Annotated in this window: 15 protein-coding genes; 13 read left to right on the top strand and 2 right to left on the bottom strand. The window is 59.7% G+C overall.

The genetic code is table 11. From position 1 onward, the window contains the following. Nucleotides 1-8: 8 nt before the first annotated feature. Entirely contained in the window at nt 9-233 is a 225-nt protein-coding gene (locus GOW48_RS08975; protein WP_170753086.1) for a DUF1127 domain-containing protein, read from the bottom strand. 903 nt (nt 234-1136) lie between these two features. Here GOW48_RS08975 and mraZ point away from each other — a divergent pair. The 9 genes from mraZ to GOW48_RS08930 all read left to right on the top strand — a co-directional run bounded on the left by mraZ (nt 1137) and on the right by GOW48_RS08930 (nt 10819). Next, the gene (mraZ, locus tag GOW48_RS08970) at nt 1137-1640 is read left to right on the top strand and encodes a division/cell wall cluster transcriptional repressor MraZ (protein WP_170352544.1); all 504 of its coding nucleotides are present in this window, start codon (nt 1137-1139) and stop codon (nt 1638-1640) included. 4 nt (nt 1641-1644) lie between these two features. Continuing rightward, a complete protein-coding gene (gene rsmH, locus GOW48_RS08965) occupies nt 1645-2637 on the top strand; it encodes a 16S rRNA (cytosine(1402)-N(4))-methyltransferase RsmH (protein ID WP_170753084.1) in 993 nt (330 codons plus the stop codon). Next, entirely contained in the window at nt 2634-3002 is a 369-nt protein-coding gene (gene ftsL, locus GOW48_RS08960; protein ID WP_170753082.1) for a cell division protein FtsL, read from the top strand. The genes rsmH and ftsL overlap by 4 nt, the downstream gene beginning before the upstream one ends. Further along, complete coding sequence (locus GOW48_RS08955) at nt 2999-4786, top strand: peptidoglycan D,D-transpeptidase FtsI family protein (RefSeq protein ID WP_170753080.1); 1788 nt, start codon at nt 2999-3001, stop codon at nt 4784-4786. Before ftsL ends, GOW48_RS08955 begins: the two co-directional genes overlap by 4 nt. A gap of 22 nt (nt 4787-4808) precedes the next feature. Then, nucleotides 4809-6290: a UDP-N-acetylmuramoyl-L-alanyl-D-glutamate--2,6-diaminopimelate ligase gene (locus tag GOW48_RS08950; RefSeq protein ID WP_170753078.1), complete on the top strand. Its 1482-nt coding sequence runs from the start codon at nt 4809-4811 to the stop codon at nt 6288-6290. Continuing rightward, complete coding sequence (locus GOW48_RS08945) at nt 6287-7681, top strand: UDP-N-acetylmuramoyl-tripeptide--D-alanyl-D-alanine ligase (protein WP_170753076.1); 1395 nt, start codon at nt 6287-6289, stop codon at nt 7679-7681. The genes GOW48_RS08950 and GOW48_RS08945 overlap by 4 nt, the downstream gene beginning before the upstream one ends. Before the next feature lie 24 nt (nt 7682-7705). Then, entirely contained in the window at nt 7706-8788 is a 1083-nt protein-coding gene (gene mraY / locus GOW48_RS08940) for a phospho-N-acetylmuramoyl-pentapeptide-transferase (RefSeq protein WP_170753074.1), read from the top strand. Nucleotides 8789-8938: 150 nt separating this feature from the next. Then, entirely contained in the window at nt 8939-10339 is a 1401-nt protein-coding gene (murD, locus tag GOW48_RS08935; protein WP_170753072.1) for a UDP-N-acetylmuramoyl-L-alanine--D-glutamate ligase, read from the top strand. Nucleotides 10340-10444: 105 nt separating this feature from the next. Then, nucleotides 10445-10819, top strand: a complete 375-nt coding sequence (locus GOW48_RS08930; protein ID WP_170753070.1) for a glycine zipper family protein — start codon at nt 10445-10447, stop codon at nt 10817-10819. On the opposite strand, the gene GOW48_RS08925 is transcribed toward GOW48_RS08930, so the two are convergent. Next, nucleotides 10816-11994: a BaiN/RdsA family NAD(P)/FAD-dependent oxidoreductase gene (locus GOW48_RS08925; protein ID WP_170753522.1), complete on the bottom strand. Its 1179-nt coding sequence runs from the start codon at nt 11992-11994 to the stop codon at nt 10816-10818. The two genes, GOW48_RS08930 and GOW48_RS08925, sit on opposite strands and share 4 nt — an antisense overlap. 72 nt (nt 11995-12066) lie before the next feature. Between GOW48_RS08925 and GOW48_RS08920 the strand changes: the two genes are divergently transcribed. From GOW48_RS08920 to murC, 4 genes are all read left to right on the top strand, one after another. Further along, nucleotides 12067-12480 carry a cupin domain-containing protein gene (locus tag GOW48_RS08920; protein ID WP_331251782.1) on the top strand — a complete coding sequence of 138 codons (414 nt, stop codon included), beginning with the start codon at nt 12067-12069 and terminating at the stop codon, nt 12478-12480. A 137-nt stretch (nt 12481-12617) separates the two neighbouring features. After that, nucleotides 12618-13781, top strand: coding sequence for a putative lipid II flippase FtsW (gene ftsW / locus GOW48_RS08915; RefSeq protein WP_170753068.1), 1164 nt, complete (start codon nt 12618-12620; stop codon nt 13779-13781). Continuing rightward, nucleotides 13781-14878 carry a UDP-N-acetylglucosamine--N-acetylmuramyl-(pentapeptide) pyrophosphoryl-undecaprenol N-acetylglucosamine transferase gene (locus tag GOW48_RS08910; protein ID WP_170753066.1) on the top strand — a complete coding sequence of 366 codons (1098 nt, stop codon included), beginning with the start codon at nt 13781-13783 and terminating at the stop codon, nt 14876-14878. Before ftsW ends, GOW48_RS08910 begins: the two co-directional genes overlap by 1 nt. Continuing rightward, the gene (gene murC, locus GOW48_RS08905) at nt 14875-16284 is read left to right on the top strand and encodes a UDP-N-acetylmuramate--L-alanine ligase (RefSeq protein ID WP_170753064.1); all 1410 of its coding nucleotides are present in this window, start codon (nt 14875-14877) and stop codon (nt 16282-16284) included. Before GOW48_RS08910 ends, murC begins: the two co-directional genes overlap by 4 nt. Nucleotides 16285-16291 lie beyond the last annotated feature (7 nt).

The raw sequence follows: 16291 nt of genomic DNA, 5'->3' as shown, positions 1-16291 counted from the left end.
CGGTGCGCTTAGCGTGCGCAGTATTCTTCTGCCGCCTGCATCGCGAGACGACGGATCATCGACCGGTGTAGGCCAAGATCAGCCAGTTCGCGGTTTGACAGCTCGGACAGCTCGTTGACCGTCTGGCGATAGATGCGATAACGGGCGTACCGGGTTTTTGCGGCTTCAATCAGAGAAGCCAGGCCGGTTGCCGGTGCACCTTTGAGCGCTGTCTGATGTGTTACTGCTGCCATTTGCTTAACCCGATATGTCTCGTTGCTGCCGGATCGTTCCGGCGTTTGCTTGAGACTGAAGATAGGCGAATGCTGCGATTGCACAATAGCTCACGTCGTCAATGCTGCTATGCGGCAAGTGCATAGATATCAAAGCGTTGTAAGATATCTGCCAAAAGTGCCTTAAAAATAAGGGTTTTCACGATTTACAGTTTTCGCCACAAGTGTCACCTTGATTGCTTGCGCATAAAGTTTGCCCCAACTTTCATCGCCATTTCCTGAAATTTGTGCGCTTTGAGAGCGCCCTCGCTCATTGAAAAAGAGAAGAATCTTTTGGGGGAGGGGTAAATGGGAAACCATGGGTCTTTCTGCAGACGATGATAATCAGCTCGTTTTCAGACGCTGATTCGCGGTTTCTAGGGCGTGTTTGAATGGCGATCACCCAAGAATCCGCACATTTTGGAAAAAAGTTGGGAAATCGTGGGACATAGTGGGTTCAACTTATATTTATCTATATATTGTAACTAGGCGCGATATGGATACTTTTTCTGGTATGCTTTTCCTGTTTGCGTCTATTGAATTCCTCCTTATAGTAGGCCTTCCGTGATGACATGCCTGAATTTTTTATTTGATTTCCATAAATTCCCATGGCATCCCTTATACATCCGATGAGGACGAGGCACATGGGGCACCAAACGACCCCGAACCAATAAAATTCAGGTTTCATACAGGCATCTCGCTTTCATCAATCAAGAGATCCGGCGCGCGGGCGAGCAGACATCCCCCCAGGTGGCGCGCGCAGCTGGACTTCCCGCTCAGCGGGCCAATGCGGCGGGTTGATCAGTGGCAGCAGATCAACCCGCCGTTTTTCATCCGGGGGGAACGTGAAGTTCAAGTGGGGCGCAAGCGAAAGGGACAGTCGTCTTGGCGCGCAGGTTCAGAGGTGAAAGCCACCACAAGGTGGATACGAAGGGCAGGGTGTCGATCCCGGCCTCGTTTCGCCGTGTGCTTGAAACTTCGGACCCGAACTGGCAACCCGGTGATAACCCTGAGCTTGTGATAGTCTACGGCGATCATCGTCGAAAATACCTTGAATGCTACACAATGGAGGCGATCGACGAGGTCGACGCCAAGATTGATGCTTTGCCGCGCGGGTCTATGCAGCGCCGGATGCTGCAGCGCATGTTCCACGGTCAGTCCCATCCGACCAACGTTGATGAAACGGGTCGTCTGGTACTGCCCGCCAAGCTGCGCAACAAGATCGATCTGGAAGGCGAGGCTTTCTTTATAGCCGCCGGCGATACCTTCCAGATTTGGAAGCCCGAGACCTATGAGGCTGAAGAGCTGGCAAAGGCGGAAGAGTGGTTGGACGATCTGCCCGATGACTTCGACCCGATGGTCTATCTTGATGGCGTCGAGGGGGCGTAGCGGCATGGCCGACGCTCTGACCTCTTCGGACAAACCTCATATCCCTGTTTTGTTGCGTCCATTGCTGGCGGCTGTGGCTCCGGTCTCGGGCGTCTGGCTGGATGGCACGTTCGGCGCCGGTGGGTACACAAAAGGTTTGCTTGAGGCGGGGGCTGAGAAGGTTATCGGTGTGGACCGCGATCCGTTGGCCTTTGAAATGGTCGCGGATTGGGTTGGTGACTACGGCGACCGATTGGTGATGCAACCCGGTGTGTTCTCACGCATGGATGAGTATGCACAGGACTTGGACGGAGTTGTGTTGGACCTGGGTGTGTCCTCGATGCAGTTGGACCAGGCCGAGCGTGGGTTTTCCTTCATGAAGGACGGCCCGCTGGATATGCGGATGAGCCAAGAAGGCGAAAGCGCTGCAGATCTGGTCAAAGCCGCGTCCGAGGCGCAGTTGGCTGATATCCTGTTTCACTTTGGAGAAGAGCGCGCCAGCCGCCGCATTGCCAAGGCCATCGTCAAGGCGCGTGCGGAGGAGGCGATCACGACGACCCTGCGTTTGGCCGAGATCATCGAATCCTGCCTGCCGCGCCCGAAGCCGGGTCAATCGCACCCGGCAACGCGAAGCTTTCAGGGTCTGCGAATTGCGGTAAATGCGGAATATGAGGAACTGTTTCAGGGTCTTATGGCCGCCGAGCGGGCTTTGAAACCCGGCGGACAACTGGCAGTTGTGACGTTTCACTCCATCGAAGACCGCATGGTCAAACGGTTCTTTCAGTCGCGCGCGGGCAAGACCGGGCGCGCCAATCGTTACGCGCCTGAAATCGCGCAGGACTTGCCGCAATTCACGTTGAAAACGCGCAAGGCCGTGGGGCCGGACGATCAAGAATTGCAGGAGAATCCGCGCGCGCGCTCGGCCAAGTTGCGCGTTGCTGTGCGGACCGAGGCTCCGGCGGGGGAAATTGAGGCCCGCGCCATTGGGATGCCGCAAATTGGGGGAAGGGCAAAATGAAGAGTGTATTGTATGTGATGACTGCGCTTTCGGTATTTGGGTTGGCTTTGTGGGCCTATCAGGAAAACTACCGCACGCAGCAGGTTGTTAAAGAGACACAGAGGCTGCAGCGTGAGATCGGCATGGCGCAAGTTCGGCTGGCGGTTCTGAATGCAGAATGGGCCTATCTGAACCGCCCGGACCGGTTGCGTGAACTTGCCGACCTGAATTTCGAGCGTCTGGGCCTGCTGCCTCTGCGCGCAGAACAGTTTGGGCGGGCTGACCAGGTCTCTTATGCCGAAGATCCCGATCTGCCGATCGTTGATCCGATCGAACTGCAGGCGATCACGAACATTCAGGCGTTTGGCGAGGTGCAAATCCCATGACCCGGACACCGCTGCGCCCCTTAGCCCGTATCCTTGACGCCCGCGCCCGCGGCGAAAACCCCAAAGCCATCGAGCGCGAAAATATCCGCCAGCGTCACGAAGACATGAAAGACCGCGCCCGCGCCCGTGCTGAAGGGCGCCTTTTGGTTTTGGGCTTGTTCTTTTTCTGTGCGTTTTCGGTGGTTGGTTTTCGCATGGGGATGCTCGCCACCTCCGAGGCGCAGGAACCGCTGGCCAGCGCGCCCGGTGCCGCCATCGCCATGCAGCGCGCCAATATCGTCGACCGTGAAGGACGCATTCTGGCGACCAATCTGGACACATACTCGGTCTATGCGCAGCCGCCCTTGATGATCGACCCTGAAGCCGCCGCTGATCAATTGGTTGCGATCTTCCCCGATCTTGAAAAAGAACGTCTGGTCAAGGATTTCACCGGCAATCGTAAGTTTCTGTGGATCAAGAAACGCATCTCGCCCGAGCAGAAGCAGGCCGTCCATGACATCGGCGACCCCGGCATCCTTTTCGGCCCGCGTGAGATGCGACTTTATCCCAACGGCAAGCTGGCCGCGCATATTCTGGGCGGCTCGGGCTTTGGTCGCGAAGGCGTCAGCGCCGCCGAGGTAATCGGTGTCGCGGGCGTTGAAAAGCAATTCGACGATTATCTGCGTGATCCGGCCAACGGCAACAAACCTCTTCAACTGTCTTTGGACCTGACTGTTCAGGCGGCGGTCGAACAGGTTCTGTATGGTGGCATGAAAATCATGAACGCCAAGGGGGCCTCGGCCGTTCTTATGAACGCCCATACGGGTGAGGTCGTTTCGGCAGCCTCGTTGCCGTCTTTTGACCCCAATGACCGCCCCCGCCCGCCAACTTCGGGGTTTGATCCCTCGGACAGCCCATTGTTCAACCGCTACGTGCAGGGCGTGTACGAGCTGGGCTCGGTCTTCAAGATTTTCACGGCGGCGCAGGCGGTTCAGCTTGGGCTGGTGAATTCCGAGACGATCATCGACACGTCGGGCCCGATGCGGATCGGTCGCTTCCCGATTGGCGAGTTCAACGGCAAAAATTACGGCAAGATCAGCGTGGCGGATGTGATCGTCCACAGCTCGAACCGGGGAACGGGGCGGCTGGCGCTGCAGATCGGCGCAAAACGGCAACAGAATTTTCTGCGTTCGCTGGGTATGTTCGATCCGACCCCGTTTGAAATTGTCGAGGCCAAGGGCGGCGAGCCTTTGAAGCCCAAGAAATGGGGCGAACTCAGCACGGTTACGATCTCTTATGGCCATGGTCTGTCGACAAGCCCGATGCATCTGGCGGCGGGCTATGCGACGATTGCCAATGGCGGGCACTATGTCAGCCCGACGATCCTGCGCAAAAATGGACCTCAATACGGGCCGCGCGTGATGTCTGACAGTGCAGCGCAACAGGCGCAGCGGATGTTGCGCAAGGTTGTCACCGACGGCACCGCCAGTTTCGGCGATGTTGCAGGCTATGACGTGGCGGGTAAGACCGGCACGGCTGATAAGCCCAAACCACGTGGCGGCTATTATGATGACAAGGTGATTTCCACCTTCGCGACAATCTTCCCGGCCTATGATCCAAAATACGTGCTGATCGTCACGCTGGATGAGCCATCGATCGTCGCCTATGGCGAAAAGCGCCGCACGGCTGGCTGGACAGCCGTGCCCGTTGCTGCCGAGCTGATTGGGCGCATTGCTCCATTGTTGGGGTTGCGACCTCGGCTTGAGCCTGAAGCGCGCGCTGCTATAACGCTCACCTCAAATTAGACTGTCCGACAGAGGGTAGGGCATGGGCACAAGACCAAAAACACTCAGCCAACTGGCCCTGACCGCACGCGGAGGCGCGAATCCCGAAATCACCGGTCTGGCCGTAGACAGCCGCGAGGTGCAGGAGGGCTTTCTGTTCGCTGCATTGCCCGGCACACGGGTCCATGGCGGCACGTTCATCCAATACGCCCTGCGCATGGGCGCGGCGGCGATCATGACGGACGCCGAAGGGGCCCAGATTGCAGCCGATGAACTGGCCGCATCAGACGCGGCCTTGGTCGTCGTCGAAGACCCGCGTCAGGCGCTGGCCGGTTGTGCCGCACTATGGTTTGGCGCGCAGCCTCAGACCATTGTGGCCGTGACCGGGACCAATGGAAAAACCTCGGTCGCCACATTCGTGCGCCAAATCTGGATGGAGCTGGGCCACGCCGCCGTTAACCTTGGCACCACCGGGGTCGAAGGCGCATGGACTGCCCCTCTGGCCCACACCACGCCCGAGCCGATCACGCTGCATCGCTGTTTATCCGAAGCTGCCGCAAATGGCGTGACCCATGCGGCGATGGAAGCTTCCTCGCACGGGTTGGAACAGCGCCGTCTGGACGGGGTCCATCTGGCGGCTGCGGGATTTTCGAATTTCACGCAGGACCATCTGGACTATCACGAGACGTTCGAAGCGTATTTCGCTGCCAAGGCTGGTCTCTTCGACCGGGTTCTGCCTCAGGACGGCACAGTCGTGATCAATATGAGCGACCCTAAAGGAGCCGAGGTCCGCAAGATCGCCAAGGCGCGCGGACAGGAGGTTCTGACCGTCGGGCTGGGCGATGCGAATCTGTGCCTTATGAACCAGCGTTTTGACGCGACCGGGCAGGACTTGCGGTTCTCATGGCAGGGCAAGGTCTTCCAAACCCGCCTGAACCTGATCGGAGGGTTCCAGGCCGAAAACATCCTTCTGGCCTGTGGTCTGGTGATCGCGGGCGGGGAAGAGCCCGAACGCGTGTTTGAAACTCTGCCGCACCTGACAACTGTGCGGGGTCGGATGCAGCTGGCCGCCACGCGCCAGAACGGGGCGGCGGTGTTCGTCGATTACGCCCATACGCCGGATGCTGTGGCCACTGCCCTCAAGGCATTGCGCCCGCACGTGATGGGCCGCCTGATTGCCATTGTTGGCGCAGGCGGCGACCGCGATGCGACCAAGCGGCCTTTGATGGGGCAAGCGGCAGCAAACCATGCCGACGTGGTTTTTGTCACCGACGACAACCCGCGTAGCGAAGACCCCGCCACCATCCGCGCCGCTGTTCTGCTTGGCGCGCCCGAGGCGACTGAAGTTGGCGACCGGGCCGAAGCGATCCTGCGCGGCGTCGATGCGCTGCAACCGGGCGATGCTCTGTTGATCGCGGGCAAGGGGCATGAAACCGGCCAGATTGTTGGCGATCAGGTGCTGCCCTTTGATGACGTGGAACAGGCCAGCATCAGCGTGTCCGCGCTGGACGGGAGGGTGGCATGACGCTCTGGACTGCGGCTGAGGCCGCCGAGGCAACCGGCGGGCGTGCGACCACCGATTGGGCCGTGAACGGCGTGTCGATTGACACGCGCACTTTGCAACCGGGCGATCTGTTTGTGGCGCTGAAGGCGGCGCGGGATGGGCATGATTTCGTGGCGCAGGCGTTGGAAAAAGGGGCAGGGGCAGCTTTGGTGTCCCGTATCCCTGAGGGCGTGGCCGAGGATGCGCCGTTGCTGATCGTCGACGATGTGCAGACCGGGTTGGAAGCGTTGGGCCGGGCCGGTCGCGCCCGCACGGATGCGCGTGTGGTGGGTGTGACGGGGAGTGTCGGCAAGACTTCGACCAAGGAAATGCTGGCCAATATATTGGAAACGCAAGGAAAAACCCACGCCAGCGTCGCCAGCTACAACAACCATTGGGGCGTGCCGCTGACCTTGGCGCGGATGCCACGCGACACCGAATTCGCCGTGATCGAGATTGGCATGAACCACCCGGGAGAGATCGCTCCGCTGGCTCAGCAAGCCCGCCCGCATGCGGCGCTGGTGACGACCGTGGCGGCCGTGCATCTTGAGGCGTTCGAGTCGGTCACAGGTATCGCCCATGAAAAGGCTGCGATTTTCGAGGGGCTGCAGCCCGGAGGCACAGCCATCGTGAACGCCGACATTGACGACGCGGATGTGTTGAGCAGTTGTGCGCAGGCTCAAGGGGCGGGAATCGTCGAATTTGGGCGGAACGCTGCGGATTATGTTCTGACGGATGTTGCGCAGACCGCCGACTCGGTCCATGCCTCTGCGGCGCTGGACGGGGTGCCATTAAGTTTTGACGTAAGGTCGGCAGGGACGCATTTCGCCATGAACGGGCTGGGTGCCTTGGCGACATGCGTTGAGCTGGGCGTTGATCTGGAACAAGCCATTGCCGGGCTGAGACGGTGGTCTCCGGTCGCGGGGCGTGGTGTGCGCGAGACGCTGTCGTTGGCGAGCGGTGGGCAGATTGAACTGCTGGATGACAGCTATAATGCCAACCCGACCTCGATGGAGGCGGCGTTGGACGTTCTGGCCGCGGCGCAGGGCCCGCGCAGGATCGCGTTCTTGGGCGATATGAAAGAGCTGGGCGCGCAGGAAACCGCCATGCACGCGGCCATGGCCGATGTTGCGGCGATGGCGCATGTGGATCAGGTGCATTGCATCGGTCCGTTGATGCAGGCGCTGCATGATGCGTTGCCCGAGGGGAAACGCGGGCTTTGGACTGAAACCAGCGCCGAAATGGCCGCGCATCTGCCGGATCTGATCCGCGCGGGCGATATCGTGCTGGCCAAAGGATCTTTGAGCATGGCGCTGGCGCGGATTGTTGACGGTTTACGGAAAATGGGGCAAGGGGGCGCGCTTGATCCATGATCGCCGCACGAGAAAGGTGTTAGAATGCTTTATTGGTTGACCAATCTGTCCGATGGCGGGGATTTCTTTAACCTCTTTCGCTATATCACCTTCCGTGCGGGCGGTGCCTTTATGACAGCGCTGATCTTCGGGTTCCTGTTTGGCAAACCGTTGATCAACGTGCTGCGCCGCAAGCAGGGCAAAGGTCAGCCGATCCGCGATGACGGCCCCGAGGGGCATTTTTCCAAGGCAGGTACCCCGACAATGGGCGGGTTGCTGATCGTGGGGGCGTTGGTGACGTCAACGCTGGTCTGGGCACGGTGGGACAACCCCTATGTCTGGATGGTCTTGTTCGTGACGCTGGGCTATGCGGCGATTGGCTTTGCGGATGACTACGCAAAAGTGTCCAAACAGAACACTAAGGGCGTGTCGGGCAAGATGCGTTTGGCTTTGGGCGTGTTGATCGCAGTGCTCGCTTCGGTCTGGGCAACCCTGCACCACCCCGAGGCGTTGCAGAACCAACTGGCGGTGCCTGTGTTCAAGGATACGCTGGTCAATTTGGGTATTTTCTATGTCCCGTTCGCGATTGTTGTAATTGTTGGCGCTGCGAATGCTGTGAATCTGACCGATGGGCTGGACGGTTTGGCGATCATGCCTGCGATGATCGCGGCCTCGACTTTGGGTGTGATTGCCTATGCGGTTGGGCGGGTCGACTTTACCGAGTATCTGGATGTGCATTACGTGCCGGGTACAGGCGAGATTTTCATCTTTACCTCGGCCTTGTTTGGCGCAGGGCTTGGGTTCCTGTGGTACAATGCTCCCCCGGCTGCGGTGTTCATGGGCGATACTGGATCATTGGCTTTGGGCGGTGCCTTGGGAGCCATCGCGGTAGCGACCAAGCACGAACTGGTGCTGGCCGTGGTTGGCGGCCTGTTCGTCGTTGAAGCCCTGAGTGTTATCATTCAAGTTCTGTATTTCAAACGCACTGGACGGCGGGTGTTCCTGATGGCGCCAATCCACCATCACTATGAGAAAAAGGGCTGGGCTGAGCCCACCATCGTGATCCGGTTCTGGATCATCTCTCTGATCTTAGCGATGATCGGGTTGGCGACGCTTAAGGTCCGGTAACGCTCCCGCCAGGTTCGGGGGGCCTGCGGCCCGCCTGCCACCTGTTGGGCCCGGCTCGCGCTGACGCGCGAGCCTTTTGCGTCTCTTGCCAAGGCTTGTGTCTTCTGCGCAGGGTGGCCGCGACATGTACGACAGAACAAGGTGGGCAGGATGATCCCGGTCAAAGGGTTTTCGGGGCAGAAAGTAGCGGTGCTTGGGCTTGGTCGCTCGGGTCTGGCCACGGCGCGTGCGCTTAGGGCAGGTAAGGCAGAAGCCGTCTGTTGGGATGACAATCCAGCCGCCCGCGAAAAAGCCGAGGCCGAGGGGTTTGCCTGTGCCGATCTGCGCCGCCAAGGGGCGTTCGATCAGATCGCTGCGCTGATCGTCTCGCCCGGTATCCCTCATCTCTACCCTGTACCAAATCCCGTCGTCGCGGCCGCACTTGATGCCGGCGTGCCGATCGACAATGATATCGGGTTGTTTTTTCGATCGTTTGCGGGCCCGGAATGGGATAATTTCGACACGCCCCCACGTGTTATTGCGGTCACGGGCTCTAATGGCAAATCAACCACGGCGGCATTGATCCATCACATTCTGACCGAGGCAGGCCGAGAGGCCCAGTTGGCCGGAAACATTGGGCGTGGGGTTCTCGATATTGAACCCGGTCGGGATGCTTCAGTCGTCGTGCTGGAGCTGTCGAGTTATCAAACCGAACTGGCGCGAGCGTTAACGCCGGATATCGCGGTGTTTACCAATCTGTCTCCGGATCATCTGGATCGGCACGGGGGTATGGGTGGCTACTTTGCCGCCAAACGTCGCCTGTTTGCCGAAGGTGGCCCGGACCGGGCAGTGATTGGCGTCGACGAAAATGAAGGCGCGTTTTTGGCCGGTCAATTGGCGGAAGGCCCAACGGATGACCGGGTGATCCGGATCTCGGTTGCCCGAAAACTGACGGGGCCCGGGTGGCAGGTATTTGCCCGCAAAGGGTTCTTGTCCGAATACCGCAAAGGTCGACAGGCAGGCGCGATTGACTTGCGTAACATTAAAGGGCTGCCGGGCGCGCATAACCATCAAAACGCCTGCGCTGCTTATGCCGCATGTCGCGCGCTTGGGCTGGCCCCGCGCGTGATTGAGGATGCGTTGCACAGCTATCCCGGTCTGCCACACCGCAGCCAGATCATCGCCGAAGCGAATGGGGTGACCTTTGTGAATGATTCGAAGGCCACCAATGTAGACAGCGCGCTCAAGGCGCTAAGTGCGTTTAAGAACGTCCGGTGGATCTGCGGCGGGCTTGAGAAGGAAGGCGGTTTGTCTGCCTTGAACACAGCCTGCGATCAAGTCGTCAAAGCCTACGTCATTGGGCGGGAGGCCGCCGGTTTCGCCATGCAGCTCGAGGTGGAGGCGCAGGTCTGTACCACAATGGCCGAGGCCGTCGCGCAGGCTGTGGCGGATGCGGCGCCGGGGGACACAGTATTGCTAGCCCCAGCTGCGGCCAGTTTCGATCAATATGACAATTTCGAGCAACGCGGAGAGGATTTCGCAGCACAGGTTCGTTTGAACCTTTCACTTTAGAAATTTGCAATAGATTGCCGGTTGGGCCAAGCTGCGGTGCTATGTGCTTGACGCCCATTACTAATTGGTCTTGCTTGCCTGTAAATTCAACACGAGGTTATCATTATGACTTACCGTAAGTTTTCTCTGGTCCTGCCTGCGCTTTTGGTGGCCGGAGCCTGTACAAACACTGGTGCGAATTATCAGCCCGTCATCGATGGGCCGGTCGGCCCGAATTACAACGTCGACCTACAGCAATGCCAACAGCTGGCAGCTTCGCAGGCTTCGGTTGATGGGACTACGGCCGGTAACGCGGCAATCGGGGCTGCGGGTGCCGCGGCAGTTACCGGGATCGTTCAGGACAGCAGCGACAATCTGGGGCGCGCCGCAGTCGCAGGTGCGCTGGTAGGTGCCGGTGCCGACGTGATAAACAAGAACCAGAACAAGGAAGTTCTCGTGCGCAACTGTATGCGCGGCCGTGGCTATAACGTCGTAGGCTAACCTGCAGCTATGGCGGTTCCGGCGGCGTGACCCGAAGACCACGCCCACTGGAAATTGTAACCGCCCAGCCAGCCGGTAACATCCACCGCTTCGCCAATCGCATAGAGGCCGGGGACATCCCTGGCCTCCATCGTTTTGGACGACAATTCATCCGTGTTGATCCCGCCCAAAGTAACCTCGGCGGTGCGATACCCTTCGGTGCCAGAGGGGGTGAGGGACCAGTTGGACAGCGCCGTCACCAGATCGTTCAGGGCGGCGTCGGACTGGTCGGCCAGATTACCGCGCATTGGTATTTGGTGTTTCAGATAGTCGACCAGCCGCGCGGGCAGGTGTCGTGCCAGTTCGGTGGTCAGGGCCTTGCGCCCTCCGGTCTGGCGCTGATCGCGCAGCAGGTCAAACAGAGGTAGGTCGGGGATCAGGTTCGCACGGATCGCCTCACCTTCATGCCAGTATGACGACAGTTGCAGCACCGATGGCCCGCTAAGTCCGCGATGAGTGAACAATAGCGCTTCGTCAAAGCTGGTGCGATCGTTTGACAGGCGAGCGGGCAGGGACACACCCGAAAGCTCCTTGAACCGGCCATCCGAAAAGGTGAACGGCACCAGCGCCGCCCGCGTGTCTGTAACGCGCAGCTCGAATTGATGGGCGATGTCATAGGCTAACCCCGTTGCGCCCATCTTGGGGATCGACTTGCCGCCTGTCGCCAGCACCAGATTTCGGCAAATCAGGTTTTGGCGCTGGCCTTCGCGCTCGACCTCGATCGCAAAGCCGTATTCGGTTTTGCGCATATCACGTACCGAGGTTTGCAGCCAGAGTTCAGCCCCGGCGCGGGTCATCTCGTCCAACAGCATCTGGACAATCTGCTTCGAAGACCCATCGCAGAACAATTGCCCCAGAGTTTTCTCATGCCACGCGATTCCGTGACGCCCGACCAGATCGATAAAATCCCATTGCGTGTATCGCGCCAGTGCGGATTTGCAGAAATGTGGGTTTTGCGACAGGAAATTTCCGGGGCCCGCATACATATTGGTGAAATTGCAGCGCCCCCCGCCTGAGATTCGGATTTTCTCTCCGGCTGCTTTGGCATGGTCGATCACCAGAACACGCCCGCCGCAGTGGGAGGCACACATCATACCGGCTGCACCGGCACCAAGGATGATCGTGTCAAAGGTCATGGACGAGGGGATGGCGCGGATCGCGTCGGAACGCAAGAGCATGCCGTCGTCTCGCTCAAGGTGTGCTGGTAAGTGGGCAATCCCGATTGCCAGCCGCTGAAAGCACTGTCATCCTGTGGCGACAGTTCACCCGAGGAGAAGGAACAATTCATGCATTACCCGGACTTCATAACGGTCTTTCCGAAACTGGACGTTCCTTTCCCTGAAGATGTGGTGCAGACGGCTGTCATTCGCTCGGAAGCAGGTCTGGTAGCGTTCTTCACTTTTCTGAAGGATATGGAGCTTCCGCTTCATTCGCATGGTGCGCAATGGGGCACGGTCGTTGAAGGTGAGATTGCACTGACGATCGGAGACCAGACGAAAACTTACCGTCCGGGCGACAGCTACTCGATCCCGGCGGGGGTCGAACACGGAGGCCAGATCAAGGCCGGTACGCGCGTGATTGATGTCTTTGAGGAACCGGACCGGTACCCAATTAAAGCGTGACGCGTTATTTCAACTCTGGGGCTGATCGAATTCCGCTTATGCCCCTCATTTCCCTAGCCCCAAAGCCAAAATCGCTGTAGAGTCTCAATCAGACCCCGAAAACGGGGCGTGAACGAGGCAGATAGTGGCGGTATCTCATGACTGAGATGGTGTATGGCGCGGTCCGGGACACGCGTGGCGAACCGATTCTACCAAAGTGGTGGCGCACGATTGATCGCTGGACCATGTCCTGCGTGCTGATCTTGTTTGTCATCGGCTTGCTACTGGGGCTGGCTTCATCGCCGCCTTTGGCCGGGCGCAACGGGTTTGATCCCTTCCACTATGTCGAGCGACAGGCGCTGTTTGGCGGGCTGGCGCTGGTGGCAATGCTGCTGACCTCAATGATGTCGCCCACATTGGTGCGGCGTTTGGCGGTGCTGGGCTTTCTGGGCGCGTTTGTGGCGCTGGCCTTTCTGCCGGTCTTCGGCACCGATTTCGGCAAGGGTGCGGTGCGGTGGTATTCCTTGGGATTTGCCTCGCTGCAACCCTCAGAGTTTCTAAAACCCGGCTTTATCGTTGTCGCTGCGTGGCTGCTGGCGGCCTCGCAAGAGATCAACGGCCCTCCGGGGCGATTGTGGTCCTTTGCGCTGTGCATGGCGATTGTGGCGATGCTGGTGCTGCAACCTGATTTTGGGCAGGCCTGTCTGATCCTGTTTGGCTGGGGCGTGATGTATTTCGTGGCCGGTGCGCCGATGCTGTTGCTGGTCGGCATGGCCGGGGCCGTCGTGCTGGGCGGGATGTTCGCCTATTCCAATTCCGAACACTTTGCTCGTCGCATTGACGGATTCCTCAACCAAGAGGTCGATCCGACCACGCAGCTTGGCTATGCTACTAACGCTATCCGCGAAGGCGGCTTGTTCGGTGTTGGCGTTGGCGAGGGGCAGGTGAAGTGGTCTTTGCCCGATGCTCATACCGATTTCATTATCGCCGTCGCGGCCGAGGAATACGGGCTGATTCTGGTGCTGATCATCATCGCGCTCTACTCGCTGATCGTGGTGCGTTCGCTGCTGCGGCTGATGAAGGAACGGGACATGTTCATCCGTCTGGCCGGAACCGGTCTTGCCTGTATGTTCGGCGTTCAGGCGATGATCAACATGGGCGTCGCGGTGCGCCTGCTGCCCGCCAAGGGTATGACGCTGCCTTTCGTCAGCTATGGCGGCTCGTCGCTTATAGCGGGCGGTATCGCAGTTGGCATGTTGCTGGCGTTCACCCGCACCCGACCGCAGGGCGAGCTGGGTGATATTCTGCGCGGACGGGGTTGATGAGCGAACCGTACCTATTGATTGCGGCGGGCGGCACCGGGGGCCACATGTTCCCGGCACAGGCGCTGGCCGAGGCGATGTTGCAAAAAGGCTGGCGCGTACGCCTGTCGACCGATGCGCGCGGTGCGCGCTATACCGGTGGCTTTCCCCCTTCGACCGAGATTGTCGAGGCGACATCGGCCACTTTCGCGCGTGGCGGGCTGGCGGCCAAGGCGATGGTCGGCCCCAAGATCGCGGGCGGCGTGACAAGTATGGCAATGCAGATGATGCGCGACCGGCCCAATGTGGTGGTTGGGTTCGGAGGATACCCTTCGATCCCGGCGCTGGGTGCGGCGACGCTGTTGAACATTCCACGCATGATCCATGAACAGAACGGTGTGCTGGGCCGCGTGAACCAACTGTTTGCCAAGCGCGTAGCGCAGGTGGCCTGTGGCGTCTGGCCCACGGATTTGCCCGACGGCGCAAAGGGTGTCCATACTGGCAACCCGGTGCGCGGTGCGGTGTTGGAACGTGCCGCGGCAGGCTATATCCCGCCCGGAGACTACCCAATGTCGGTTCTGGTGATGGGTGGTAGTCAGGGTGCACGCATCCTCAGTGATGTGGTGCCCGGTGCGCTTGCGGCCTTGCCCGATGGTCTGCGCGACCATATCCGCGTGGCCCATCAGGCCCGCGATGAAGATGGTGAACGTGTCACCGCCTTTTACGCCGACCATGGTATCCGGGCCGAGGTTCTGCCCTTTTTCGATGACGTTCCCCGGCGCATGTCCGATGCGCAGCTGGTGATCAGCCGCTCGGGCGCGTCTAGTGTGGCCGATATCTCGGTCATCGGGAGGCCCTCGATCCTTGTCCCCTTTGCCGCCGCTGCGGGCGACCATCAAACCGCCAATGCGCGCGGGCTGGTGCAGGCGGGTGGCGCGATCATGATCCCCGAAAACCTGCTTGACGTTGCCGCGCTGACCGAGCAAATCACCGCCGTTCTGACAAACCCCGAGGCCGCACAAAAGATGGCCCGTGCCGCCCTATCGACCGGAGCTCCGGACGCGACCGAGCGTCTAGTTCACCTTGTCGAAGAGCTGGCGCAGAAGGAGACCCCATGAATCCAGCCACCAAACTGCCGCAAGACGTAGGGCCGATCCACTTCGTTGGCATCGGCGGAATTGGGATGTCGGGCATTGCCGAGGTGCTGCTGAATCTGGGCTACCGGGTGCAAGGCTCGGACCTGAAAGCTTCCAAGATCACCGACCGTCTAGCTGGTCTGGGTGCCGAGATTTTCGTGGGCCAGCGCGCCGAAAACCTTGAAAACGCAGCCGTTGTTGTGGTCTCCACAGCGATCAAGCCGGGCAACCCGGAACTGGATGGCGCCCGCGCGCAGGGCCTGCCGGTTGTGCGCCGCGCCGATATGCTGGCCGAGCTGATGCGCCTGAAATCAAACATCGCCATTGCCGGAACTCATGGCAAGACCACCACGACCACCATGATGGCCGAGCTTATGGTGGCGGGCGATTTCGACCCCACCGTGATCAATGGCGGCATCATCCATGCCTACGGGTCCAACGCGCGGATGGGACAGGGTGAATGGATGGTGGTCGAGGCCGACGAATCCGACGGCTCGTTCAACCGCCTGCCTGCGACCATTGCCATCGTCACCAATATCGACCCCGAGCATATGGAGCATTGGGGTGATTTCGACCGGCTGCGGGATGGGTTTTATGAGTTCGTCTCGAACCTGCCCTTCTACGGTCTGGCTGTGTGCTGCACCGACCATGCCGAGGTGCAGACGCTGGTGGGCCGCATCAGCGACCGCCGGGTGCGCACCTATGGGTTCAACGCGCAGGCTGATGTGCGGGCGGTGAACCTGACTTATAAGGGCGGCGTCGCGCATTTCGATATCCACCTGCAATACGAAGACACGGTGATCGAGGGCTGCACCCTGCCTATGCCCGGCGACCACAACGTCTCGAACGCTTTGTCCGCCGTGGCTGTGGCCCGCCATCTGGGCATGAAAACCGCTGAAATCCGCGAGGCGCTGGCCAATTTCGGTGGCGTCAATCGCCGCTTTACCAAGGTCGGAGAGGTCGAGGGCGTTACCATCATCGACGACTACGGCCACCACCCGGTTGAGATTGCCGCCGTGCTGAAAGCCGCACGCCAAGCCAGTGATGGGCGTGTGATCGCCGTTCACCAGCCGCACCGTTATTCGCGCCTGTCGAATCTGTTTGACGATTTTTGCACCTGTTTCAACGATGCCGACGTGGTCGCAATCGCTGATATTTTTGCTGCGGGTGAAGACCCGATCGAGGGCGCATCCCGCGATGATCTGGTGCAGGGCCTGATCCGCCACGGTCACCGTCACGCCCGCGCGCTGCTGGATGAAAACGATCTGGAGCGCCTGGTCCGCGAACAAGCCCGTCCTGGTGACATGGTTGTTTGCCTCGGCGCCGGGACAATCAGCGCCTGGGCCAACGGTTTGCCGGACCGTTTGCAACGTAAACAAGCTGTGTGACGCAGGG

This window comes from Ruegeria lacuscaerulensis, assembly GCF_013033355.1.
GTDB lineage: Bacteria > Pseudomonadota > Alphaproteobacteria > Rhodobacterales > Rhodobacteraceae > Ruegeria > Ruegeria lacuscaerulensis_A.
This window is presented reverse-complemented; position numbering and strand designations above follow the sequence as displayed.